The sequence below is a fragment of the Cedecea neteri NBRC 105707 = ATCC 33855 genome (assembly GCF_001571265.1).
GTDB lineage: Bacteria > Pseudomonadota > Gammaproteobacteria > Enterobacterales > Enterobacteriaceae > Cedecea > Cedecea neteri.
In genome coordinates this window covers 1-23,311 of sequence record NZ_BCTL01000015.1, presented here as the reverse complement: position 1 = coordinate 23,311, position 23,311 = coordinate 1, and the positions used below count along the sequence as shown (strand labels likewise).

Sequence of the window (23,311 nt, the reverse complement as noted above, 5' to 3'; positions counted from 1 at the left end):
GGCCGGAGCAAAGCGAAAGAGGGGAAAGTAAGAAAAATCCTCAGGCCAGCCGATGGGCTGACCCTGCGAGATTAGCGCTCAATAATCTGGGAGACGTCGTTGCGGTTGATCTGCATTTCATTCCCTTGCTGGTCACGATAGCTCACCAAACCGGTATCTTCATCGACCTTCGGTTTGCCTTCGGTCAAAATCATTCGTCCATCTTTCGTGGCCATTACATAGTCACTGCTGCAGCCTGAAACGGCAAAGGCAAAACCAATGGCGGAGATTGCTACTGCCCATTTAGTCATCGTTATGTTCCTCGTCAGGAAGGGATCTCGTTAATAAGTCTAGTAATAACCTGATGAACAGGGGAAGGAAAGCAGCAAATTCTTAATAGGGCGAGGGAAATGTAACATTCTCCGGCACTTGCTGACAGAAACCTGGATTCGCTTCTCTCTGCTTATTTTAAAGCGTAAAGTGCCGTGCGAGCAGGGCTGCGGTGAAGTTCTTCTTTAAATAGAAGCCGCGCGGTAGCGTGAGGATCGGCGAGCCATCGGCGCCAATGGCGTCCGTTAGCGCCCGGCTGTTGGCGGCTTTTGGCCTCAGCTGGAGCACTTCGCCGTGACGGGCGGTAATGCGCTCGACCTGGCCCAGCACAATCAGATCCATCAACTCTTCCCAGTCCAGACGCAGCTGCTGCTCTTCCTCTTCTGAAGGACTCCATAGCAGCGGAGAGCCGACGTGCCGCTCGGCAAGAGGGATCTGCCTTTCACCTTCTACCGGGATCCACAGCACGCGCTTGAGCTTATGCCGCACATGACTGGATTCCCAGACGACCCCGCTATTGCCGGTTAACGGCGCTACACAGACGAAAGTGGTTTCCAGCGGGCGGCCAAGGCTATCCACCGGGATCGTTTTCAGTTCGATCCCAAGTGCGGCAAAGTCTTGTTCGGGTTTGCTGCCCGCGCTGGCACCCAGCCACAGCTCCAGCAGCACACCAATCCAGCCTTTATCTCGCTTCAGGTCTTTTGGCGTCTGTAAGCCAGCCCTGGCTGCTAGTTCTCCCAGGGTATAACCTGCGACGCATTGTGCCTGCTGGAGAAGCTCGGCTTCACTGCGTGGGGGCGTGATGAGCGGACGTATTGGTTGCATAACTCTTTGATGTTTTTTGGTTAAAAAATGAACGCACTTTGTTCACAGCGAAAGCTTAGTTTAGTCGTCTGAGGATAAGATTAACAATATTCTGATTTATAATGAGTTTTTAAAGACAGCCGTTTCGTTGCTGCGGTATTAAAAAGGCTTTTCCAAATCTGGTCACTGACAATGAACAGGATCTTACACCATGTTATCCACAGAAAAGTGGGATAACTGGGAAAAAGCGCGACTACTGGTTCCATTTACAGCCTTGACGGGGCGCTATAAACCAATTTATCACCGATTTGTGACTAACTTGTTGGCACAATCTGTGGATAAAAACGACATTGTTCGATCTTTCATCAGCAGGCGATCTTCATATGTGACGATCATCACATTATGAAGCTCATGTGTCATTTTTATAGTATTATGATTATGAAATATAAAGGCTTTAATGTGTGCCCGGATTACTCCTGATTTTACTTGTCCCGAGTTGTCCCGATGTAATTCGGTAGTTCTTCACAGTTATATCCACAGAAAAAGTGAATAAAACCGCCGATTTTGACCGACCCCTGTTCATAACCCGGCTATCTTTTGTGAGTTATTCAAATGTTATTCCATGCAAACGCCGCCGAGAGAGTGGTTTACCGCCTGACACTTGTATGAAACAATCGATGCAATCTAAGTTTGTTTTGAGGTAGTCCGGTGATCGATGATGATGGCTACCGCCCCAACGTTGGGATCGTAATATGTAATCGGCAGGGACAGGTGATGTGGGCGCGGCGCTTTGGCCAACATTCCTGGCAATTTCCTCAGGGGGGCATCAATCCTGGCGAGTCCGCTGAACAGGCAATGTACCGGGAGCTTTTCGAAGAAGTCGGCCTACAGAGAAAAGATGTTCGCATTCTTGCCTCGACCCGAAACTGGTTGCGTTACAAATTACCTAAACGTTTGGTGCGTTGGGACACAAAGCCGGTTTGTATCGGCCAAAAACAAAAATGGTTTCTTTTGCAGTTGCTGAGCAGCGACGGTGAGATCAACATGCAAACCAGCAGCACGCCGGAATTTGATGGCTGGCGCTGGGTCAGTTATTGGTATCCGGTCCGTCAGGTTGTTTCTTTCAAACGCGATGTCTACCGCCGCGTGATGAAAGAATTTGCCAGCGTGGTGATGCCACTGCAGGAAGTTACGCCACCACGCAATAACTCGCCGGCATGGCGACGTAAAAGAGGTTAAGTCACGCGAAAAATGCTCACCCGTCTGCGAGAAATAGTCGAAAAGGTCGCTAGTGCCCCGCGCCTCAATGAGGCGCTGGACATTTTGGTGACTGACATCTGCCTTGCGATGGATACCGAGGTTTGCTCGGTTTATCTCGCCGATCATGAGCGCCGCTGTTTTTATCTTATGGCGACGCGTGGGTTAAAGAAACCGCGCGGTCGCACCGTCACGCTTGCCTTTGATGAAGGCATTGTTGGCCTGGTTGGGCGGCTTGCGGAGCCGATTAACCTTGCCGACGCGCAAAAACACCCCAGTTTTAAATATGTGCCCGCCGTAAAAGAGGAGCGTTTTCGCGCTTTCCTCGGCGTGCCTATTATCCAGCGCCGTCAACTTCTGGGGGTGCTGGTTGTCCAGCAGCGAGAACACCGGCAGTACGATGAGAGCGAAGAGTCTTTCCTCGTCACGCTGGCGACGCAGATGGCTGGGATATTATCGCAGTCTCAGTTAGCGGCTCTGTTTGGGCAATATCGTCAGACGCGCATTCGCGCGCTGCCTGCATCGCCTGGGGTGGCCATTGCTGAAGGTTGGATGGACACCACCGTCCCGCTGATGGAGCAGGTATTTGAGGCGTCGACTCTGGACACGGCACTCGAACGCGAGCGTTTGACCGCCGCGCTCGAAGAGGCTTCCGGGGAGTTCCGCCGCTACAGCAAGCGTTTTGCCGCCGGGGCTCAGAAAGAGACTGCGGCAATCTTCGATTTATACTCTCACCTGCTGACCGACGCGCGCCTTCGCCGTGAGCTTTTTGCAGAAGTGGATAAAGGCTTGGTAGCAGAATGGGCGGTGAAAACGGTGGTGGAGAAGTTCGCTGAGCAGTTTGCCAGCCTCTCAGACAGCTACCTGAAAGAGCGAGCGGGTGACCTCAGGGCGTTGGGGCAGCGGCTGCTTTTCCACCTCGACGACACGATTCAAAGTCCGAATACCTGGCCTGAGCGCTTTGTGCTGGTGGCCGATGAGCTTTCAGCAACCACGCTTGCCGAGCTGCCTCAGAACCGTCTGGCGGGCGTTGTCGTTCGCGATGGTGCTGCAAACTCTCATGCCGCCATTATGGTACGTGCGCTGGGCATTCCGACCGTTATGGGCGCGGATATTCAGCCTTCGGTGTTGCATCGTCGTATGCTGATCGTGGACGGCTATCGCGGTGAATTGCTGGTGGATCCTGAGCAGGTTCTGCTGCAGGAATACCAGCGGCTGGTGACCGAAGAGAACGAGCTCAGCCGCCTGGCGGAAGATGATGTAGAGCAGCCGGCGGCGCTAAAAAGCGGTGAGCGGGTGCAGGTGATGCTGAATGCCGGACTCAGCCCTGAGCATGAAGAGCAGCTTGGCAGCCGTATCGACGGCATCGGGCTGTATCGCACCGAAATCCCGTTTATGTTGCAAAGCGGTTTCCCGTCAGAAGAAGAGCAGGTAGCGCAGTACCAGGGCATGTTGCAGATGTTTAACGACAAGCCCGTGACTCTACGAACGCTGGACGTTGGGGCGGATAAACAGCTTCCATATATGCCAATCAGCGAAGAGAACCCGTGCCTTGGCTGGCGAGGTATCCGTATTACGCTGGATCAGCCTGAGATCTTTCTGATCCAGGTTCGCGCCATGCTGCGGGCGAATGCGGCCACGGGGAATTTGAGTATCCTGCTGCCGATGATCACCAGCATTGACGAGATCGATGATGCGCGCAGACTTATCGATCGCGCAGGCCGGGAAGTTGAAGAAGAGTTAGGCTATCAACTACCCAAGCTGAGGCTTGGGGTGATGGTTGAGGTACCTTCGATGGTGTTTATGCTGGGGCACCTGGCCGGGCGTATTGATTTTATTTCCGTTGGCACAAACGACCTGACTCAGTATCTGCTGGCGGTGGATCGTAACAATACGCGCGTAGCTAGCCTCTATGATAGCCTGCATCCGGCAATGCTGCGCACGCTGAACCTGATTGCGCGTGAGGCGGAGCGTTATGATATTGATCTTTGCCTGTGTGGTGAAATGGCCGGTGACCCGATGTGCGTCGCGATTCTGGTAGGGCTGGGGTACCGTCATCTCTCAATGAACGGCCGTTCCGTCGCACGTATTAAATACCTGTTACGCCATATTCAGCTTGAGGAGGCCGAAGTGCTCGCCCAGCGTACCCTTGAGGCTCAAATGGCGACGGAAGTGCGCCACCAGGTTGCGGCCTTTATGGAGCGGCGTGGCATGGGTGGCCTGATTCGCGGCGGGCGTTGATCCTTTCACAATGTCCCGTTATCACCGGGACATTATCCTCACCTGACAGCAAGGGATAAAACGTGGTTTTTCCCTTGCTGTGGTTTATCAGCCGAAAACCCTGAGGGGTTTTCCCCGTTTTTTTCTTTGATGCCTGTGGCGTTTTAATTTCCCACGGCAGTTGTGCCTTGTCTTAGGTGTCCCGTTATCACCGGGACATTACACATCTTTTACAACTTCCGTAATCAATCACTCTGGCCGTTTGTGCTATGATCCGCTGCTTTCGGAGCGCATCGAGAGCGGTGCGTACTTGCCACTCACCTTTTATTTTGGGTGAGGTAACAATAGCTTGTGGTGACAGATGAATAGTGGCTATCTGCGTTTCCCTGAATTTGATCCGGTGCTTTTCTCCATCGGGCCGGTTTCCCTGCACTGGTACGGGCTTATGTACCTGGTCGGGTTCGTGTTTGCCATGTGGCTTGCCGGGCGCCGCGCCAGTCGCCCAGGCAGCGGTTGGACAAAAAATGAAGTAGAGAATCTGCTGTATGCAGGGTTCCTCGGCGTGTTCCTCGGTGGGCGCCTGGGCTATGTCTTCTTCTACAATCTTCCGGTTTTTCTCGCCGACCCTCTTTACCTGTTCAAAGTCTGGGACGGCGGTATGTCCTTCCACGGCGGTTTGATCGGTGTAATTTGCGTAATGATTTGGTTTGCGCGTCGCACCAAACGTACTTTCTTCCAGGTTTCTGATTTTATTGCTCCGCTGATCCCATTTGGTTTAGGGGCCGGCCGCCTCGGCAACTTCATTAATGGCGAGCTGTGGGGCCGCGTTGACCCGAACTTCCGCTTCGCCATGTTGTTCCCGGGCTCGCGCAGTGAAGACGTTGGTCTGCTGGCAACGCATCCGGAATGGCAGTCGCTGTTCAATACTTACGGCGTGCTGCCGCGCCATCCGTCGCAGCTTTATGAGCTGGCGCTGGAAGGGGTTGTACTGTTCATCATCCTGAACCTGTTTATTCGTAAGCCTCGCCCTATGGGGTCGGTCTCCGGCCTGTTCCTGATTGGCTACGGTGCGTTCCGCATCATCGTGGAATTCTTCCGCCAGCCGGATGCGCAGTTCACCGGTACCTGGGTGCAGTACATCAGCATGGGGCAGATCCTGTCGATTCCGATGATTGTTGCCGGTATCATTATGATGGTTTGGGCTTACCGCCGTCCGCAGCAGCAACTTTCGTGAGGTGACATGAAACAGTATCTTGATTTGATGAAAAAAGTGCTCGAAGAGGGCACACCAAAAGCGGACCGTACCGGTACCGGCACGTTGTCGATTTTTGGGCATCAAATGCGCTTTAACCTGCAGGAAGGTTTCCCGCTGGTTACCACCAAAAAATGTCATCTGCGTTCGATTATTCATGAGCTGCTGTGGTTCCTTAATGGCGATACCAATATCGCGTACCTGAAAGAAAACAAGGTGACGATTTGGGACGAATGGGCGGATGAAAACGGCGATCTCGGCCCGGTTTACGGTAAGCAGTGGCGCTCCTGGGCTGCCCCTGATGGGCGTTATATTGACCAGCTAACCACCGTTCTGAACCAACTGAAAAACGATCCCGATTCCCGGCGGATTATTGTCTCTGCGTGGAACGTGGGTGAGCTGGATAAAATGGCGCTGGCCCCTTGTCACGCGTTCTTCCAATTCTATGTGGCAGACGGCAAGCTCTCTTGCCAGCTCTACCAGCGCTCCTGCGACATTTTCCTTGGTTTGCCGTTCAACATCGCCAGCTATGCGCTGCTGGTGCATATGATGGCGCAACAGTGCGATCTGGAAGTGGGTGACTTTGTCTGGACCGGCGGCGATACGCACCTGTATAGCAACCATCTTGAACAGACTCGCCTGCAGCTAACCCGTGAGCCGCGCGCGCTGCCTAAGCTTGTTATCAAACGCAAGCCGGAGTCGCTGTTTGACTACCGTTTCGAAGACTTCGAGATTGAAGGCTACGATCCGCATCCGGCGATCAAAGCGCCTGTCGCTATTTAACTTGCCGACAGAGTGACAGAACCGGTGCCTGAGTGCGCCGGTTTTTTTTGCCCTGATTTTGCTTCTTCAGCCTTGATTCCAGAGTGTATGTAACCCTCCGTAACGCCGTAATTTTCTTCCGGCATGTGCCGCATCGCCCGATTTGCGAGCTGGCTGATTGAATCTCTGTTGCCCACACTCTCGCTCATGAAAATCAACCAACGTGGTTTTAGCGTGATTGAGCTGATGGTGGTGATGACCATTATTGCGACACTCAGCGCCGGGGGGCTTCACGGCTGGCAGCAATGGCAGCAGAAGGTGCAGTTGTGGCAAACCGCTCAGCAGCTGAGGCACTTTCTCTCGCGACTGAGAAATGATGCTAACTGGCATAACCAAACCCATCTTTTGGTGCTACATCAACTAGGGAAAAACTGGTGCCTGACAAGCCGTGCCGCTGAAGAAAACTGTGCAGCAAACCCAGGGCTGACGTTTACCCCTGAGTTTGGCGACATCGTCGTGGAGGAGATGACCGCCGGGTTGGGTTTTTACGGTATCCGCAACACGACCTGGCCGGGTCACGTTATTTTGAAAAGTAAGGCCGGGCGCTGGAAGGTGACGCTATCTGTTTGGGGGCGAATCCGTCTGTGTGAAATGTCCGGAGACAAGCTATGTTGAGCGTTCAGAGAGGGTTTTCGCTACTCGAAACGCTTATTGCAATGGCGCTGAGCAGCGTGCTGTTGCTTGGCACTTCGAGGCTTTTCCCTGCTTTGCAGGGGGAGGTTTTACGTCAGTATAGCTACGTTGCCCAGCAGGAAGCGCTTTGGCAAATGGTTTTCACCGTTGGAAAGCATTTACAGCGAGCGGGCTATTGCCGCGGGCAGTGCAAGGGTGAGGCGGTAAAGCTCATGAACAACGGAAGCTGTGTGGTATTTCAGTGGGATGCCAACGGTAATGGTCGGTGGGACTCGACCCCTGGTAGTCAAAATGAACAGACAGGCTATCGCTTGCGTAATGGCAGCCTGGAGACTCAAAAAGGCGTAGATCGATGTGAAGGTAGCGGCTGGGAAAGAATGTCCGATCCGACACAATTAACGGTGCAGCATTTTTCCGTGATTCGCCAGAATCGCAAATCACGCAGGCCTTTATACCATATCCGGCTTACCGCAAATGTGAAGCAAGGTGGCCGTTATGCTGAAGTGAGCTATACGGTGAGTGGAGAGAATTTATGAGCGGCAATCTAGAAAAAGGGAGCACCTCTCTACTGATGGTATTGATGCTGCTCGCTGTGGGCTCTCTGATGCTGAGTGGACTCTCCCGGCAGCTTAGCGCTCAGAGCCTTGAGGTGGCCGCCGAAATTCAGTTTATTAAAAATCAGACTGTTGCAAGATCCGCATTGGCATGGGGAGAAAAACAAAGCTGGCAGGCGCTGAAAGCCTGGCAGTGCCAGATTGAGCCACGTAATCACTGGCAGGCATGCCTGCATCTCACCGATAAAGGTGAAGCTTTACTTGCCGCTTCTGGCTCGATTTCAGAGAGCGCGTTACCGTTCACACTGTGGCGCTGGGGTTTACTTCAGGGAAACAGGTTGGTGGTTTCTGAACAGGGCTGGCTGGATTTTTGCCCTTTACTGGACGATGACTTATGCAAGCTGCCTCTATAGTGCCCCGGCAGGATGGGTTCAGCCTCCCGGAGGTGTTGTGTGCTCTGGCGCTGTTTGCCATTGTGATGACGGCGCTGCTGAGCTATCACCGCGTATTGCAGCAGGGTTTCACCAGCCAATGGCAGCTAAGGCACCTCTGGCGCGTGGTGCGTGAACAGACCGAGCCTGAAGTTCCGCCGCTTTCTGATGCATGGAATGTACATCAACAGCAGACATCGTCTTTGGGATGTGTCAGCATCGACGTTACTGTAACAAGTCCAGAGGGCCGGATAGCGCAGCTTTCAAGGCTCGAGTGCCCACGGTCAGAACAACGTCAGGAGTAGCGATTTCATGTTGCGTGTCTACCATTCCAACCGGCTTGATGTGCTGGAAGCTATCATGGAGTTCATCGTGGAGCGGCAGCCGCTGCCGGACCCTTTTGAGCCGGAAGTGGTGCTGGTGCAAAGCACCGGGATGGCGCAGTGGCTGCAAATGACGCTGGCACAAAAGTTTGGCATTGCGGCGAATATTGAGTTTCCGCTGCCGGCCAGCTTTATCTGGGACATGTTCGTGAGGGTGTTGCCCGACATTCCAAAGGAAAGTGCGTTTAATAAGCAAAGCATGAGCTGGAAGCTGATGACGCTTATCCCGAACATGCTCGACAAACCGGAATTTACCCTACTCAGCCACTATCTGCGGGAAGATGACAGCAGTCGTAAACTGTTTCAGCTTTCTTCCCGGATTGCCGACCTTTATGACCAGTATCTTGTTTATCGTCCCGGCTGGCTAAGCCGTTGGGAGCAGGGAGAGCTGGTCGAAGGTGCAGGAGAGTCTCAGCTCTGGCAGGCTCCGCTTTGGGCGGAACTGGTGCGCTACACCGCTGAGCTGGGGCAGCCTGAATGGCATCGTGCCAATCTGTACCAGCGTTTTATTAGTGCTCTTGAGAAAAGTGAGGTTTGCCCGCCTGGGCTTCCACCTCGTGTCTTTATTTGTGGGATATCCGCTCTGCCGCCGGTGTACCTTCAGGCCCTGCAGGCGTTGGGTAAGCATATCGACGTTCATGTGCTGTTTACCAATCCCTGCCGCTACTATTGGGGCGATATTAAAGATCCGGCATTTCTTGCTCGTCTTGTCAGCCGTCGACGCCGTTTACATCAGGCCGACCGGGAACTGGCCTTGTTTAAGGACAATGACAACGCCTCCTCGCTGTTTAATGAGCTTGGTGAACAGAATGTGGGGAATTCCTTGCTGGCCTCTTGGGGCAAGCTGGGGCGCGACTACGCCTTTTTACTTTCCGAACTGGAGCGTTTTGAAGAGATCGATGTTTTTGTCGATGTAGAACCCGATAACCTTCTGCACGGCCTGCAGCATGACCTGCTGGAGCTGAAAGATTCGCAGGTGTTGGGGCTCACCGCTAAAGAGTATGAACGCAGCGACGGCAAACGGCAGTTGGATCTTCAGGATCGTTCTTTGACGTTCCATGAATGTCACAGCCCGCAGCGCGAAGTTGAAGTTTTGCATGACCAACTGCTGGCGATGCTGGAGGCGGATCCTGAACTTACGCCACGCGATATCATCGTGATGGTGGCAGATATTGATAGCTACAGCCCGTTTATTCAGGCGGTATTTGGTAGCGCGAAGGATGAGCGTTGGTTGCCGTTTGCCATTTCTGACCGTCGGGCGCGCCAGGCTCATCCTGCGCTGCAGGCGTTCATTTTATTGCTTGGCTTACCGGAAAGCCGTTTTGCGGCAGAAGATGTACTGGCGCTGCTGGAAGTGCCTGCGCTGGCTACGCGCTTCTCTATCGATGAAGAAGGGCTGCGCTACCTGCGTAAATGGGTGAATGAGTCCGGAATTCGCTGGGGCATTGATGATGACAACGTACGTGAGCTGGCGCTGCCGGCTACCGGACAGCACACCTGGCGTTTCGGCCTCACCCGTATGCTGCTTGGCTATGCAATGGAAAGCCAGGCTGGAGTTTGGGATTCGGTCCTGCCCTACGATGAGTCCAGCGGCCTGATTGCCGAGCTGGTAGGGCAGCTTGCAGAGTTGCTGATGCAGCTCAACCGCTGGCGTCTGCTGTTAACTCAGGATCGCCCTTTAGATGAATGGTTGCCGCTATGCAGAGAAATGCTGAACAGCTTCTTCTTGCCGGATAGTGAAACAGAAGCGGCGCTGGCGCTCATTGAGCAGCAGTGGCAGGAGATGATTGAAAAAGGCACTGATGCTGCCTACCAGCAACCCGTGCCATTAACCTTACTGAGAGATGAACTGGCTCAGCGTCTTGACCAGGAGCGTATTAGCCAGCGCTTCCTCGCCGGGCCGGTAAACTTCTGTACCCTGATGCCAATGCGTGCCATTCCCTTTAAGGTCGTTTGTTTACTGGGCATGAACGACGGTGTTTATCCACGAACGCTTGCGCCATTGGGCTTTGACCTGATGAGCCAACATCCGCAACGTGGCGACCGCAGCCGCCGGGACGATGACCGTTACTTGTTCCTGGAAGCACTTATTTCGGCTCAGCAGCGGCTTTACATCAGTTATATCGGCCGGTCGATTCAGGACAACAGCCGGCGCTACCCGTCGGTGCTGGTGGAAGAACTGCTCGACTACGTTGCCCGCAGCCACTATCTCCCCGGAGATGCTGAATGCAATGCAGATGACAGCAGCGAGCATGTGAGAAAGCATCTGGTTACGCTTCATGCCCGAACGCCTTTCGACAGCAGTAACTACCTGGCCGAAGGTGAGCAGCAGAGCTTTGCTCAGGAGTGGCTGCCCGCGGCCAGCGGCACCGGTGAGGCGCATGCTCACTTTATTAAACCTCTGATTGCTGAGCCCTGTGACGAAATAACCCTTGAGCAGCTACAGCGCTTTTGGCGGCACCCGGTGCGGGCTTTTTTCCAAATGCGTCTTGGGATTAACTTTCGCCTTGAAGATACTGAATTGCCGGATGAAGAGCCCTTTACCCTGGACGTACTCGATCGTTTTCAGCTAAACCAGCACCTGCTTAATACCCTGGTCCAGCAAGACGATCCGCATCAGCTGTTCGTGCGTTACCGCGCTGCTGGCGTTCTGCCGTACGGCGCTTTCGGTGAAATCTTGTGGGATAACCAGCGCAATGAAATGCAAACGCTGGCTGAAAAGGTGCTGGCAGAACGGCAAAAAGGGGAAAGCCGTGAAGTTGATCTTCACCTCGACGGAACCAGAGTAACGGGCTGGCTGTCGGACGTACAGACAGATGGGCTATTACGCTGGCGCCCTTCGGTGCTGAACGTAGCTCACGGTATGCAGCTGTGGATTGAGCACCTGGTCTACTGTGCCAGTGGCTATGTTGGCGAAAGCCGGATGTACGGCCGCAAAGATTCGCAGTGGTGCTTCCATGCGATGAAAAGTGGCGAGGCAAAGGCCTGGCTGCTGCAACTGATTGAGGGTTATAAAGAAGGCCTCCGCCGGCCATTACTGCTGCTCCATAACAGCGGCGGCGCGTGGATAAAAACCTGTTATGACCCACAAAATAATGCCATTTTATGGGATGAGGAGACGCAGCAGAAAGCCCGCACGAAGCTGCTTGCTGCCTGGGAAGGAAACCATATGGTAGAAGGGGAAGGGGCTGATATCTGGCTGCAACGTTTATACCGTACCCTTGACGCCGAATACTACGAAGCGATTATCGCAGAGGCCGAGCGCTTCCTGCTTCCTCTGTTCCGATTCAACCAATCCTGAACAAGGATTGTATAAAAATTGCACAGCCCTGTGAGTTCAATTATGATGCGTTTTCTTGCTCAGGGCTGGCGAAGTATAACAACGGCGTTCTACGGATTGCTTAGAAAAGTTGTTAATGATGAGTAAGTTAGTGAAGACGAGGTTTGTGAATGCCTAAATGCAGCACCTGGTTTACCGCGCTTTTCTTGTTCGTTGCTCTTTGGGCACCCTGCAGTCAGGCAGATAACGGATGGCAACCGATTCAGGACACCATCCGTAAAAGTGAAAAAGATCCTCGTCAGTATCAGGCTATTCGTTTAGATAACGGTATGACCGTGCTGCTGGTTTCCGATCCGCAGGCGGTGAAGTCGCTGTCTGCACTGGTGGTGCCCGTCGGCTCGCTGGAAGATCCTGACGCCCACCTTGGGCTGGCTCATTTTCTCGAACACATGACGCTGATGGGTTCCAAAAAATACCCGGACCCGGATAGCTTGTCTGAATTCCTGAAAAAGCATGGCGGTAGCCACAACGCCAGTACTGCCACCTACCGAACCGCATTTTATCTTGAAGTGGAAAACGATGCGCTCGCGGGAGCCGTGGACCGCCTGGCAGACGCCATTGCTGAACCTAACCTCGCAGCACAATATGCCGAGCGTGAACGTAACGCGGTAAACGCCGAACTGACGATGGCCCGCGCGCGTGATGGGATGCGCATGGCGCAAGTCAGTGCCGAAACGATCAACCCCTTACACCCGGCGGCGCGTTTCTCCGGCGGCAATCTTGAAACTCTGCGCGATAAACCCGGCAGCAAGCTGCTCGATGCGCTGGTGGCGTTCAGAAATAAGTACTACTCCGCAAACCTGATGAAAGCGGTTATCTACAGCAACAAGCCTTTGCCTGAACTGGCGAAGATTGCCGCTGAAACTTACGGCCGTGTCCCTAACAAAAATATCGAAAAGCCGGTTATCGACGTGCCGGTGGTGACTGATGCGCAAAAGGGTATCTTTATCCATTATGTACCGGTCATGCCGCGCAAGGTGGTTCGTGTAGAGTTCCGCATCGATAACAATAGCGATAAGTTCCGCAGCAAAACCGATGAGCTGATTGGTTATCTGATCGGCAACCGTAGCCACGATACGCTGTCGGATTGGCTGCAAAAGCAGGGGCTTGCGGAGAGCGTGCGCGCGGATTCTGACCCGATGGTGGCCGGCAATAGCGGTGTTTTCGCTATCTCCGTCTCTCTGACCGATAAAGGCCTTGCTAACCGTGACCAGGTGGTTGCGGCGATATTCAGCTATCTCGATCAGTTGCGCGCCAAAGGTATCGATAAACGTTACTTTGATGAGCTTGCTCACGTACTGGATCTCGACTTCCGTTACCCGTCCATTACCCGTGATATGGACTACATCGAATGGCTGGCGGATACCATGCTGCGCGTCCCGGTCAGCCATACGCTGGATTCCGCGAATATCGCAGACCAGTACGATCCTGATGCGATAAAAGCGCGTCTGGATATGATGACGCCGCAAAATGCTCGCGTGTGGTATATCAGTCCGCAGGAGCCGCACAATAAAACGGCCTATTTTGTTGATGCACCTTACGAAGTCGACAAAATCCCTGCCCAGACCTTTACCGACTGGCAGCAGAAAGCGGATGCCATCAAGCTTGAGCTGCCTCAGTTGAACCCCTACATTCCCGATGATTTCACGCTTTATAAGCCGCAGAAGCAGTACGACCATCCTGAGCTGCTGATCCACGAGCCGGATCTGCGTGTGGTGTATATGCCGAGTCGCTATTTTGGCAATGAGCCAAAAGCGGATGTGACGCTCGTGCTGCGTAATCCGCAGGTGATGAACAGCGCAAAGAATCAGGTGCTGTTTGCCATCAACGATTATCTTGCAGGCATTGCGCTTGACGAGCTGAGCAATCAGGCGTCGGTCGGGGGTATCAGTTTCTCTTCGAACGCCAATAGCGGATTGATGATCAATGCCAACGGCTATACTCAGCGCTTGCCGCAGCTGTTTGAGGCGCTGCTGAAGGGCTACTTTAGCTACACGCCAACACAGGAACAGCTGGATCAGGCTAAGTCCTGGTATGCGCAGATGATGGACTCGGCTGAAAAAGGTAAAGCCTTTGAACAGGCTATTTCGCCGGTGCAGATGGTTTCGCAGGTGCCTTATTTTGAGCGCAGTACCCGCCGCGCACTGCTGCCTGAGTTGACGCTGAAGGACGTGCTTGATTACCGTGCAAGGCTGAAAACCAACTCTCGCCCTGAATTTATGGTCATCGGCAACATGTCTCCAGAGCAGACCAAACGGCTGGCTGAAAATGTCAAAGCGCAGCTGGCGCCGAAGGGCGGCGAATGGTGCCGCAATGATGATGTGCTGATTAATAAGCAGCATCTGGCGATGTTTGAAAAGGCCGGCAGCAGTACGGACTCAGCGCTGGCGGCGGTTTATGTACCCAAAGGCTATAACGAGGCTACCAGCACGGCCTACGGTTCAATGCTGGGGCAAATTATTCAGCCATGGTTCTATAATCAATTGCGCACACAAGAGCAGCTTGGCTATGCGGTGTTTGCTTTTCCAATGTCCATTGGTCGCCAGTGGGGCGTGGGTTTCCTGCTGCAAAGCAGTGATAAGCAGCCAGCTTACCTGTATGAGAGGTTTAAAGCGTTTTACCCGGTTATCGAGAAAAAGCTGCGAGGCATGAGTGACGCCGAATTTGCCCAAATCCAGCAGGGGATGATTGCCCAGATGCAGCAGGCACCTCAAACACTAGCGGAAGAAGCGGCGCAGCTTAGCAAAGATTTCGATCGCCGAAACATGGCGTTTGATTCCCGTGATAAAGTGATAGTCGAAATTAAGAAATTAACGCCGCAGAAGCTGGCTGATTTCTTCCATCAGGCGGTGATAGCTCCCCAGGGGATGGCGGTGCTGTCACAGATTTCCGGCAGCCATAATGGCAAAGCAGAGTATGCGGCTCCAAAAGGGTGGAAAACCTGGGAGGGGGCACGCAGTCTGCAGCAGACGTTACCACTAGTAAGCGAGAAATAATGACCGATGTAACCGCGCAGCCCCTTGATCCTTTAAGTTTGCCGCTGTTCGGCGAACGGTTGATAGAAGCTTCTGCGGGGACCGGTAAGACTTTTACCATTGCCGCACTTTATTTGCGGCTGCTGCTGGGCTTAGGGGGAGAGAATGCTTTCCCCCGTCCGCTCGGCGTAGAAGAATTGCTGGTGGTAACTTTCACCGAAGCGGCCACGGAAGAACTGCGTGGCCGTATTCGGGCGAATATCCACGAATTGCGTATTGCCTGCATCCGTAACCGAAGTAAAAACCCACTAATTCAGAGCCTGCTTGCCCAAATTGCGGACAAGCAGCTCGCTGCCCGTACCCTGCTGTTAGCCGAGCAGCAAATGGATGAGGCCGCTATCTTCACCATCCACGGCTTTTGCCAGCGAATGCTTAGCCTGAATGCTTTTGAGTCCGGCATGCTGTTTGAACAGCAGCTTCTCGAAGATGAGTCCGTGCTGCGCCGTCACGCCTGCGCAGACTTCTGGCGGCGTCACTGCTATCCGCTGCCAAAACCGGTGGCGCAAGCGATGAGTGAGGAGTGGTCTGGCCCGGAAGCGCTTTTAAAGGACATCAATAGCTGGCTTCAGGGTGAACAGCCCCGGTTGAAACAGCCCCCGGCGGATGATGAAACGCTGCTGGCCCGCCATGAAAAGATTATTTCTGCCATTGAGGGAGTAAAAGCCCAATGGCGGGAAGCTGCGGGTGAGCTGGCAAGCCTTATCGGTGATTCCGGCGTGGACAAACGCAGCTATAGCAGTAAAAATTTGCCGAACTGGCTGGAGATTATTGGCCAGTGGGCGCAGCTGGAAACCACGACCTATCAACTCCCTGAGGCATTGGCGAGGTTTTCACAAAGCACGCTTGAAGAGAAAACCAAGAAAGGTGAAGTTCCCCGGCATAGTCTGTTCGCCGCCATAGAGGCATTGCTTGCAGAGCCGCTGACGTTGCGCGACCTGGTGATAGCCAGAGCGATGGCCGAAATCCGCTACATCGTGCAGCAGGAAAAGCGCCGCCGCGGCGAGCTGGGCTTTGACGATATGCTGAGCCGGCTCGATGAGTCTTTGCATCAGCCCGGTGGCGATGCTTTAGCTACGGCAATCCGTGGGCGTTTTCCGGTGGCGATGATCGATGAATTCCAGGATACCGACCCGCAGCAGTACCGTATCTTCCGCCGGCTGTATATCAAGCAGCAGGGCACTGCGCTGCTGCTGATTGGTGACCCCAAGCAGGCGATTTATGCTTTCCGCGGTGCCGATATTTTTACCTACATGAAGGCGCGTCAGGAAGTTAGCGCTCACTACACGCTGGATACTAACTGGCGCTCGTCTCCCTCGATGATTCAAGGCGTAAACACGCTGTTTCAGCAGGTTGAGAATCCGTTCTTATTCCGCCAGATTCCGTTCCTGCCAGTCAAATCTGCGCCCCGTAACGGTGGGTTACGGTTTACCGTCCGTGGTGAAAGCCAGGCGGCGGTAAAAATGTGGCTCCAGCCGGGCGATGGCGTCGGTGTAAGTGATTACCAACAAGCGATGGCAGCGCAGTGCGCCCGACAAATTCGCGACTGGCTAACCGCCGGGCAGCGCGGGGATGCGCTGCTTTGGCAGGGGGATGACAGCCGGCCGCTCAGGGCGTCAGACATGACGATTCTGGTCCGTAGCCGGGGTGAAGCGGCCATCGTGCGCGATGCGCTTGGTGCACTGAATATTCCATCGGTGTACCTCTCTAACCGCGATTCGGTGTTTGCTACCGTTGAGGCGCGTGAGCTGCTGTGGGTGTTACAGGCAGTGCTGACGCCTGAAATTGAGACCGCCATGCGCAGCGCAATTGCGACGGGCATGTTAGGGCTGGATGCCCAAATTATCGAGTCCCTGAACAAGGATGAGCTGGCCTGGGATAACCTGGTTGAAGAGTTTTTCGGCTACCGCGAACAGTGGCTCAAGCGGGGCGTGATGCCAATGTTGAGGGCCTTAATCGGTGCGAGAAATATCGCTGAAAATCTTCTGGCTACGCCGGGCGGAGAGCGCAGGCTGACGGATATTCTGCATATCAGCGAGCTGCTGCAGGAAGCCTCCGCAGAAATGGAGAGCGAGCATGCGCTGGTGCGCTGGCTCGCGCAGCGCATTGCCGAGCCGGACAGCAACGCCTCCAGCCAGCAGCTGCGGCTGGAAAGCGATAAGCATCTGGTGCAGGTGGTGACTATTCACAAATCCAAAGGGTTGGAGTACCCGCTGGTCTGGCTGCCGTTCGTGGCCAACTATCGCCCACAGAGCAGCGGCCTGTATCACGACCGGACCACCTTTACCTCACTTCTGGATTTAAGCAATGATGCAGAAAGCCTGGGGTTGGCCGAAGAAGAACGTCTGGCGGAAGACTTGCGTCTGCTCTATGTGGCATTGACCCGCTCCGTCTGGCACTGCAGCCTGGGCGTCGCGCCGTTGTTCCGTGGTTCCAGGGCAAAAAAAGGCAGCAGCGACCTGCACCTCAGTGCGCTGGGCTATTTACTGCAGAAAGGAGAAGCGCTCGATGCAGAGGGACTGCGCCAGGCGCTTGATGGTCTGATAAGCGAGGCCATCGACGTTGAAACACTCTCTTCCGGGGACGATACACCGTGGCAGCCGCGGCCCGATGCTTTGCCTGAGCTTGCCGCTCGCCAGCTCAAGCGTCGAATCTCGGATAACTGGCGCGTGACCAGTTATTCTGGTCTGCAGCAGCACGGCAGCAGTCGGGTACTGGATTTAGTGCCACGTCTTGACGTCGACGCGGTAGGGGAAGCCCCGGAGAAAAGTGAGCCGTTACTTACGCCGCATACTTTCCCACGTGGCGCTTCGCCGGGCACTTTCTTGCACAGCCTTTTCGAAGAGGTTGATTTTACTCAGCCGGTAGATATTGAGAAAACGGAACAACACCTGCTTGCCAACGGGTTTAGCGTCGAATGGGGGCCGGTGGTGAGCCGCTGGCTGGAGGAGGTGCTGGCTGCGCCGCTCAATGACACCGGCGTTGCCCTGAAACTGCTTTCTGCGAAGGAAAGACAGGTGGAGCTGGAATTTTATTTACCCATCGACAATGAGCTACAGGCCCCGGCGTTAGACGCACTGATTCGCCATTACGACCCGCTGTCTGCTGGTTGCCCGCCTTTGGACTTCCGTCAGGTGAAGGGAATGCTGAAGGGGTTTATCGACCTGGTGTTCCGCTGGCAGGGGCGCTACTACCTGCTGGACTATAAATCTAACTGGCTGGGCGAAGACAGCAGCGCCTACACCCAGCAAGCGATGGCGGCGGCGATGCAATCCCACCGTTACGACTTGCAGTACCAGCTTTACACGCTGGCGCTGCATCGCTACCTGCGCCACCGTATGGCCGGGTATGACTACCAGCAGCACTTTGGCGGGGTCATTTATCTGTTCCTGCGCGGCGTGGAGCAAGGTAAACCGGAGCAGGGTATTTTTTCTACGCGGCCGGACGTCAGGCTGGTTGAAGCAATGGATGCGCTGTTCGCCGGGACAGCAGAGGAGATCAAACTGTGAGTATGTCTCAGTTACTCAGCCAGGCGGTGGCGCTGAAAGCCCTCAGGCCGCTGGACTCGCAGTTTGCCATGATGGTGGCTAACGATAATCAGCCTGCCGTCATGCTGGCAGCGGCGCTGCTCAGCCGTGAATCAGGCGAAGGGCATGTCTGTCTGCCGCTTGAACGCATCAAGCCCGAATATGCCTTTGCTGGCAAACATCCTGACCTTGTGGCCCAACTTTTTGCCGAGGCGGAACCCGCTTCAGGCTGGCCCAGCGCGTTACTGGCTTCCCATTCGGTCAGTTCGGACGACGAACCCACGCCGCTGAAACTCATCGATAACCGCCTTTATCTCAACCGTATGTGGAGCAATGAGCAGCGGGTGGCGGCTTTCTTTGGCGAATATAACCAGCCTGTTGCGGTGGATGAGGTCCGGCTTCGCGAGAGCCTCGACGCGCTGTTTGGTATCAGCCAGCAGACGGACTGGCAGAAAGTGGCCGCGGCGGTGGCGCTGACTCGCCGTATCTCGGTTATTTCCGGCGGGCCGGGGACGGGTAAAACCACAACGGTGGCAAAACTGCTGGCCGCGTTGGTTCAGCTTGCTGATGGCCTGCCCGTGCGTATTCAGCTTGCGGCGCCCACGGGCAAAGCGGCAGCACGTTTAACGGAATCATTGGGAAGTGCGCTGCGCCAGCTGCCGCTGAGCGATGAGCAGAAAAAGCGCTTGCCTGAAGAAGCTTCCACGCTGCACCGCCTTTTAGGGGCGCAGCCGAACAGCCAGCGTCTGCGCCACCATGCCGGTAATCCTCTGCATCTGGATGTGCTGGTGGTGGACGAAGCCTCGATGGTGGACCTGCCGATGATGTCCCGGCTGATTGATGCTTTACCGGAGCGGGCAAGGGTCATCTTCCTCGGAGACAGAGATCAGCTGGCATCAGTGGAGGCGGGGGCGGTGCTGGGCGACATTTGTCATTACGTGAATGACGGTTATTCGGCGCAGCGTGCAGAACAGCTACAGCGCCTGACGGGATGCGAGGTTCCTGCTGGGGAGAGTACCCGGGCAAGCGCGCTGCGTGACGGGCTTTGCCTCCTGCGTAAGAGCTACCGGTTCGACAGCCAGTCCGGTATCGGTCAACTGGCATTTGCCGTTAATGCCAGCGACAGCCGGCAGGTGAAAGCCGCATTTGGGCAAGGATTTACCGACATTTCGCTGCAGCCGCTGCTTGAACCTGAAGATTACACGGCGATGATTGCTGACGTCGTCAGCGGCTACGGAGAGTATTTGCAACTGGTGCGTCTGAAAGCCGGGCCAGCAGAGATCATTGGTGCTTTTGGCCGTTATCAACTGCTGTGTGCATTACGTGAGGGGCCTTTCGGTGTCAGCGGCCTGAATGAGCGTATTGAACAGGCACTTGTACAGGCGCGTTTGATTCAGCGACCTTCCCAGGCGCTGTCGCGCTGGTACGATGGGCGTCCGGTAATGATTGCCCGTAATGACAGCTCTCTTGGCTTGTTTAACGGTGACATCGGCATTGCTTTGCTGCGTGAAGAGGGGCTTCGTGTCTGGTTCCCGATGCCGGATGGTTCGGTAAAATCCGTTCAGCCCAGCCGCCTGCCAGCGCACGATACGGCCTTTGCCATGACGGTGCATAAATCTCAGGGGTCTGAATTTGATCACGCCGCGCTGGTGTTGCCGAATCAGTTTGTGCCGGTGGTAACGCGTGAACTGGTGTACACCGCCATTACACGCGCCCGCAGGCAACTGTCGCTTTATGCAGATGAACGCGTTTTGAATAAAGCGATAGCCACGCGTACGGAACGCCGCAGCGGGCTAATGGCGATTTTCTCCGGGGAATAAAAGAGAAGGGAAGGCTAATGCCTTCCCTTTTTTCAGGTCAGGTCAGCCATCAGCACTTTTGATTTGCGCTGATAGTTGTACATCTCTTTTTTGCTTGCAGGCAGTAGCTCAACGTCCACCGGCAGGAAGCCACGTTCCTGGAACCAATGGATGCTGCGGGTGGTCAGCACAAATAGCTTGCTCAGCCCCATTTGCCGCGCCTGGTTGGCGACGCGGTTAAGCAGCTCTTCACCTCGCGACGAACTGCGATAGTCAGGGTGGACCGCGACACAGGCCATTTCGCCAATGCTTTCTTCCGGGAATGGATAGAGTGCGGCGCAGGCAATTGTCAGGTTATCCCGCTGAATAATCGTGAACTTGTCGATCTCCATTTCAAGCTGCTCACGGGAGCGGCGAACCAGAATACCTTGCTGCTCCAGCGGGCGAATCAGCTCGAGAATACCGCCGATGTCATTGATGGTGGCGCGGCGGATCTGCTCGGCGCTTTCCATCACAATCTGCGTGCCGATCCCGTCGCGTGAGAACAGCTCCTGCAGCAGCGCACCGTCTTCCTGGTAGCTGAGCAGGTGGCTGCGGCGCACGCCGCTGCGGCAGGCCTTCACCGCCCCGCGCAGGAAGCGTACGGTGCCGGAGTGATAGTCGCCGGCGCTTTCCAGGGCTTCAATGCGCTGCTGGGCCTCGTTCGGGAACAGTTCGGAAATCACGTTACCCAGATCGTCGGTCACGCCCTGAGCGGAGCAGAACCCGATCATCTTCTCGGCCTTCAACTTAACCGCAAGCTGGGTGGCCACTTCTTCAGAGGTGAGGTTAAAGCTTTCCCCCGTCACGGAAACCGCGACCGGCCCCATCAGCACAATCGCGCCGCTGTCCAGCTGGCGGTGAATGGCTTCCTCATCAATACGGCGGACGCGCCCGCTGTGGCAGTAGTCCACGCCGTCGTCCACGCCCAAAGGCTGCGCAATGATGAAGTTCCCGCTGACCACGTTGATATGTGCTCCCTGGAGCGGCGTATTACCCAGGCTCATGGAAAGCCGTGCGGTGATATCTAGCTGAAGGAGCCCTGCGGCCTGCTTCACTAGTTCGAGGGTTTTGGCGTCGGTGACTCGGGTGTGTTTGTGGTAAACCGGCTCGTGGTGATGCTCGGCCAGATTTTCGTCAATCTGCGGGCGTGCTCCGTACACCACCACCAGGCGAATGCCCAGGCTGTGAAGCAGGCCGATATCGTTGACGATGCTGGAAAAGTTTTCATGTTCAATGGCTTCGCCGCCGAGCATGATGACAAACGTTTTTCCCCGGTGGGCATTAATATAGGGAACAGAATGGCGAAATCCCTGGACCAGTTCAGTTCTGCGTTCCTTTACCACGGCACACCCTCATTGCATGATTATTCGTAATTTGTGTATTTTTATTCTTTTATGGTGTTTGGTGCAAGTGCCAATTTTCATCCAGGATAAAATTCCTTCCCCCTGGCTTTTGATGACCTTTTCTGAACGTTTACCCTTTTATAGATGACAGTAACCGCGTGTTTCGCTAAAGTTTTTGGCTCAAAAAAATAAATTCATCCATTTAGTGATTATCGCTCAGGGGAGCCATGTCAGATTCCAGTTCGTTAATGAGTCGCCGCCGTTTACTTCAGGGTGCTGGGGCCATGTGGTTGTTGAGCGTCAGCAAGGTCGGTTTTGCTGCCTCAAGCCAGGTGATAGCCGTGCGCGTCTGGCCGGCCTCGTCTTATACCCGCGTGACGCTGGAATCTAACCATCAGCTGAAGTACCGCCAGTTTGCGCTCAGCAACCCGGAGCGAGTTGTTGTGGATATCGAAGGGGCGCATTTAAATTCAGTTTTAAAAGGTATCGGTAGCCAGGTTCGCGGCGACGATCCCTTTATTAAATCCGCCCGCGTGGGGCAGTTCGATCCAAAAACCGTGCGCATGGTTTTTGAATTGAAGCAAAACGTGACCCCACATTTGTTTGCGCTGGCCCCGGTTGCCGAATTTAAAGAGCGCCTGGTGATGGATCTTTACCCCGCCAATATGAATAGCGAACAAGATCCGCTGTTGGCGTTACTGGAAGATTACAACAACGGCCAGCTGGATAAGAAAATGCCGGCGGAGAAAGGGCCGCAGCCGGGGAAAGCCGGGCGAGACAGGCCGATTGTCATTATGCTTGACCCGGGGCACGGCGGCGAAGATCCCGGCGCGATTGGCCCGAACAAGACCCGCGAAAAAGATATTGTGCTCAGCATTGCGCGCAGGCTAAAGGCATTGCTCGATAAAGAGGGCAATATGAAGGCCTACATGACGCGTAATGAAGATGTGTTTATCCCGCTGAAAGTGCGCGTTGCCAAGGCGCAGAAGCAGCGTGCAGACCTGTTTGTGTCTATTCATGCGGATGCGTTTACCACCGCGGCAGCTCGCGGCTCGTCAGTCTTTGCGTTGTCCACCAAAGGGGCAACGAGTACGGCGGCGAAATACCTGGCGCAAACGCAGAACGCCGCGGACTTAATTGGCGGCGTGGGCAAGAGTGGAGATCGTTATCTCGACCACACGATGTTCGACATGGTGCAGTCGCTGACCATCAACGACAGCCTGAAGTTCGGGAAAGAGGTGCTTAACCGGCTGGGGAAAGTGAATAAACTGCATAAAAACAGCGTCGATCAGGCCGGGTTTGCGGTGCTAAAAGCGCCGGATATTCCCTCTATTCTGGTGGAGACTGCGTTCCTGAGTAACCCTGAAGAAGAGCGAAAGCTGCGCACGGCTAAGTTCCAGCAGGAGGTCGCGGAGTCAATTCTGGCGGGGATCAAGGCGTACTTCTCGGACAGCTCGCGGCTGGCAAGACGAGGCTAAAATATCTGATAAGGGCGGGGGAAAACCTGCCTTATTTTTTATCAACGGCAGAAACAAAAAAACACCCGTAAGGGTGTTCTCAATG

The 23,311-nt window shown here is 54.6% G+C and carries 16 protein-coding genes; 13 read left to right on the top strand and 3 right to left on the bottom strand.

Going from position 1 to position 23,311, the window contains the following annotated elements; translation table 11 throughout:
- Nucleotides 1–71: 71 nt before the first annotated feature.
- Both CNE01S_RS07740 and mutH read right to left on the bottom strand, forming a co-directional pair.
- Nucleotides 72–290, bottom strand: a complete 219-nt coding sequence (locus CNE01S_RS07740) for a YgdI/YgdR family lipoprotein (RefSeq protein WP_061274866.1) — start codon at nucleotides 288–290, stop codon at nucleotides 72–74.
- Nucleotides 291–447: 157 nt separating this feature from the next.
- Complete coding sequence (mutH, locus tag CNE01S_RS07735; RefSeq protein WP_061274864.1) at nucleotides 448–1,134, bottom strand: DNA mismatch repair endonuclease MutH; 687 nt, start codon at nucleotides 1,132–1,134, stop codon at nucleotides 448–450.
- A gap of 687 nt (nucleotides 1,135–1,821) precedes the next feature.
- On the opposite strand from mutH, the gene rppH reads away from it, so the two are divergent.
- The 12 genes from rppH (at nucleotide 1,822) to recD (ending at nucleotide 20,384) form a co-directional block, all read left to right on the top strand.
- Nucleotides 1,822–2,352, top strand: coding sequence for an RNA pyrophosphohydrolase (rppH, locus tag CNE01S_RS07730; RefSeq protein ID WP_008458467.1), 531 nt, complete (start codon nucleotides 1,822–1,824; stop codon nucleotides 2,350–2,352).
- Nucleotides 2,353–2,364: 12 nt separating this feature from the next.
- Nucleotides 2,365–4,611: a phosphoenolpyruvate--protein phosphotransferase gene (gene ptsP / locus CNE01S_RS07725; protein ID WP_061274862.1), complete on the top strand. Its 2,247-nt coding sequence runs from the start codon at nucleotides 2,365–2,367 to the stop codon at nucleotides 4,609–4,611.
- Nucleotides 4,612–4,951: 340 nt separating this feature from the next.
- Entirely contained in the window at nucleotides 4,952–5,824 is an 873-nt protein-coding gene (gene lgt / locus CNE01S_RS07720) for a prolipoprotein diacylglyceryl transferase (protein ID WP_008458462.1), read from the top strand.
- Nucleotides 5,825–5,830: 6 nt separating this feature from the next.
- Nucleotides 5,831–6,625, top strand: a complete 795-nt coding sequence (gene thyA, locus CNE01S_RS07715) for a thymidylate synthase (protein WP_061274860.1) — start codon at nucleotides 5,831–5,833, stop codon at nucleotides 6,623–6,625.
- A gap of 186 nt (nucleotides 6,626–6,811) precedes the next feature.
- Nucleotides 6,812–7,279 carry a prepilin peptidase-dependent protein gene (locus tag CNE01S_RS07710; RefSeq protein ID WP_061274858.1) on the top strand — a complete coding sequence of 156 codons (468 nt, stop codon included), beginning with the start codon at nucleotides 6,812–6,814 and terminating at the stop codon, nucleotides 7,277–7,279.
- Nucleotides 7,273–7,833, top strand: coding sequence for a prepilin peptidase-dependent protein (locus CNE01S_RS07705; protein WP_061274856.1), 561 nt, complete (start codon nucleotides 7,273–7,275; stop codon nucleotides 7,831–7,833). Before CNE01S_RS07710 ends, CNE01S_RS07705 begins: the two co-directional genes overlap by 7 nt.
- Nucleotides 7,830–8,264: a DUF2509 family protein gene (locus tag CNE01S_RS07700; protein WP_061274854.1), complete on the top strand. Its 435-nt coding sequence runs from the start codon at nucleotides 7,830–7,832 to the stop codon at nucleotides 8,262–8,264. The genes CNE01S_RS07705 and CNE01S_RS07700 overlap by 4 nt, the downstream gene beginning before the upstream one ends.
- Complete coding sequence (locus tag CNE01S_RS07695) at nucleotides 8,246–8,587, top strand: prepilin-type N-terminal cleavage/methylation domain-containing protein (protein ID WP_061274851.1); 342 nt, start codon at nucleotides 8,246–8,248, stop codon at nucleotides 8,585–8,587. Before CNE01S_RS07700 ends, CNE01S_RS07695 begins: the two co-directional genes overlap by 19 nt.
- Before the next feature lie 7 nt (nucleotides 8,588–8,594).
- Nucleotides 8,595–11,966: an exodeoxyribonuclease V subunit gamma gene (gene recC / locus CNE01S_RS07690; RefSeq protein WP_061274850.1), complete on the top strand. Its 3,372-nt coding sequence runs from the start codon at nucleotides 8,595–8,597 to the stop codon at nucleotides 11,964–11,966.
- A gap of 149 nt (nucleotides 11,967–12,115) precedes the next feature.
- Nucleotides 12,116–15,001 (top strand): pitrilysin, encoded by a 2,886-nt coding sequence (gene ptrA, locus CNE01S_RS07685; RefSeq protein WP_061274848.1) that lies wholly within the window; start codon nucleotides 12,116–12,118, stop codon nucleotides 14,999–15,001.
- A complete protein-coding gene (gene recB, locus CNE01S_RS07680) occupies nucleotides 15,001–18,546 on the top strand; it encodes an exodeoxyribonuclease V subunit beta (protein WP_061274846.1) in 3,546 nt (1,181 codons plus the stop codon). Before ptrA ends, recB begins: the two co-directional genes overlap by 1 nt.
- Nucleotides 18,543–20,384: an exodeoxyribonuclease V subunit alpha gene (recD, locus tag CNE01S_RS07675; RefSeq protein ID WP_061274844.1), complete on the top strand. Its 1,842-nt coding sequence runs from the start codon at nucleotides 18,543–18,545 to the stop codon at nucleotides 20,382–20,384. The genes recB and recD overlap by 4 nt, the downstream gene beginning before the upstream one ends.
- Before the next feature lie 32 nt (nucleotides 20,385–20,416).
- Here the strand turns inward: recD and argA are convergent, their stop codons facing one another.
- Nucleotides 20,417–21,748: an amino-acid N-acetyltransferase gene (gene argA / locus CNE01S_RS07670; protein ID WP_061274842.1), complete on the bottom strand. Its 1,332-nt coding sequence runs from the start codon at nucleotides 21,746–21,748 to the stop codon at nucleotides 20,417–20,419.
- 227 nt (nucleotides 21,749–21,975) lie between these two features.
- On the opposite strand from argA, the gene amiC reads away from it, so the two are divergent.
- Nucleotides 21,976–23,226, top strand: a complete 1,251-nt coding sequence (gene amiC, locus CNE01S_RS07665; protein WP_061274840.1) for an N-acetylmuramoyl-L-alanine amidase AmiC — start codon at nucleotides 21,976–21,978, stop codon at nucleotides 23,224–23,226.
- Nucleotides 23,227–23,311: the final 85 nt, after the last annotated feature.

What these genes read in the sequence shown, in the direction of transcription:
- CNE01S_RS07740 (WP_061274866.1), bottom strand. Translation starts at nt 290, where the DNA reads ATGACTAAATGGGCAGTAGCAATCTCCGCCATTGGTTTTGCCTTTGCC.
- mutH (WP_061274864.1), bottom strand. Translation starts at nt 1,134, where the DNA reads ATGCAACCAATACGTCCGCTCATCACGCCCCCACGCAGTGAAGCCGAG.
- ptsP (WP_061274862.1), top strand. Translation starts at nt 2,365, where the DNA reads ATGCTCACCCGTCTGCGAGAAATAGTCGAAAAGGTCGCTAGTGCCCCG.
- lgt (WP_008458462.1), top strand. Translation starts at nt 4,952, where the DNA reads ATGAATAGTGGCTATCTGCGTTTCCCTGAATTTGATCCGGTGCTTTTC.
- thyA (WP_061274860.1), top strand. Translation starts at nt 5,831, where the DNA reads ATGAAACAGTATCTTGATTTGATGAAAAAAGTGCTCGAAGAGGGCACA.
- CNE01S_RS07710 (WP_061274858.1), top strand. Translation starts at nt 6,812, where the DNA reads ATGAAAATCAACCAACGTGGTTTTAGCGTGATTGAGCTGATGGTGGTG.
- CNE01S_RS07705 (WP_061274856.1), top strand. Translation starts at nt 7,273, where the DNA reads ATGTTGAGCGTTCAGAGAGGGTTTTCGCTACTCGAAACGCTTATTGCA.
- CNE01S_RS07700 (WP_061274854.1), top strand. Translation starts at nt 7,830, where the DNA reads ATGAGCGGCAATCTAGAAAAAGGGAGCACCTCTCTACTGATGGTATTG.
- CNE01S_RS07695 (WP_061274851.1), top strand. Translation starts at nt 8,246, where the DNA reads ATGCAAGCTGCCTCTATAGTGCCCCGGCAGGATGGGTTCAGCCTCCCG.
- recC (WP_061274850.1), top strand. Translation starts at nt 8,595, where the DNA reads ATGTTGCGTGTCTACCATTCCAACCGGCTTGATGTGCTGGAAGCTATC.
- ptrA (WP_061274848.1), top strand. Translation starts at nt 12,116, where the DNA reads ATGCCTAAATGCAGCACCTGGTTTACCGCGCTTTTCTTGTTCGTTGCT.
- recB (WP_061274846.1), top strand. Translation starts at nt 15,001, where the DNA reads ATGACCGATGTAACCGCGCAGCCCCTTGATCCTTTAAGTTTGCCGCTG.
- amiC (WP_061274840.1), top strand. Translation starts at nt 21,976, where the DNA reads ATGTCAGATTCCAGTTCGTTAATGAGTCGCCGCCGTTTACTTCAGGGT.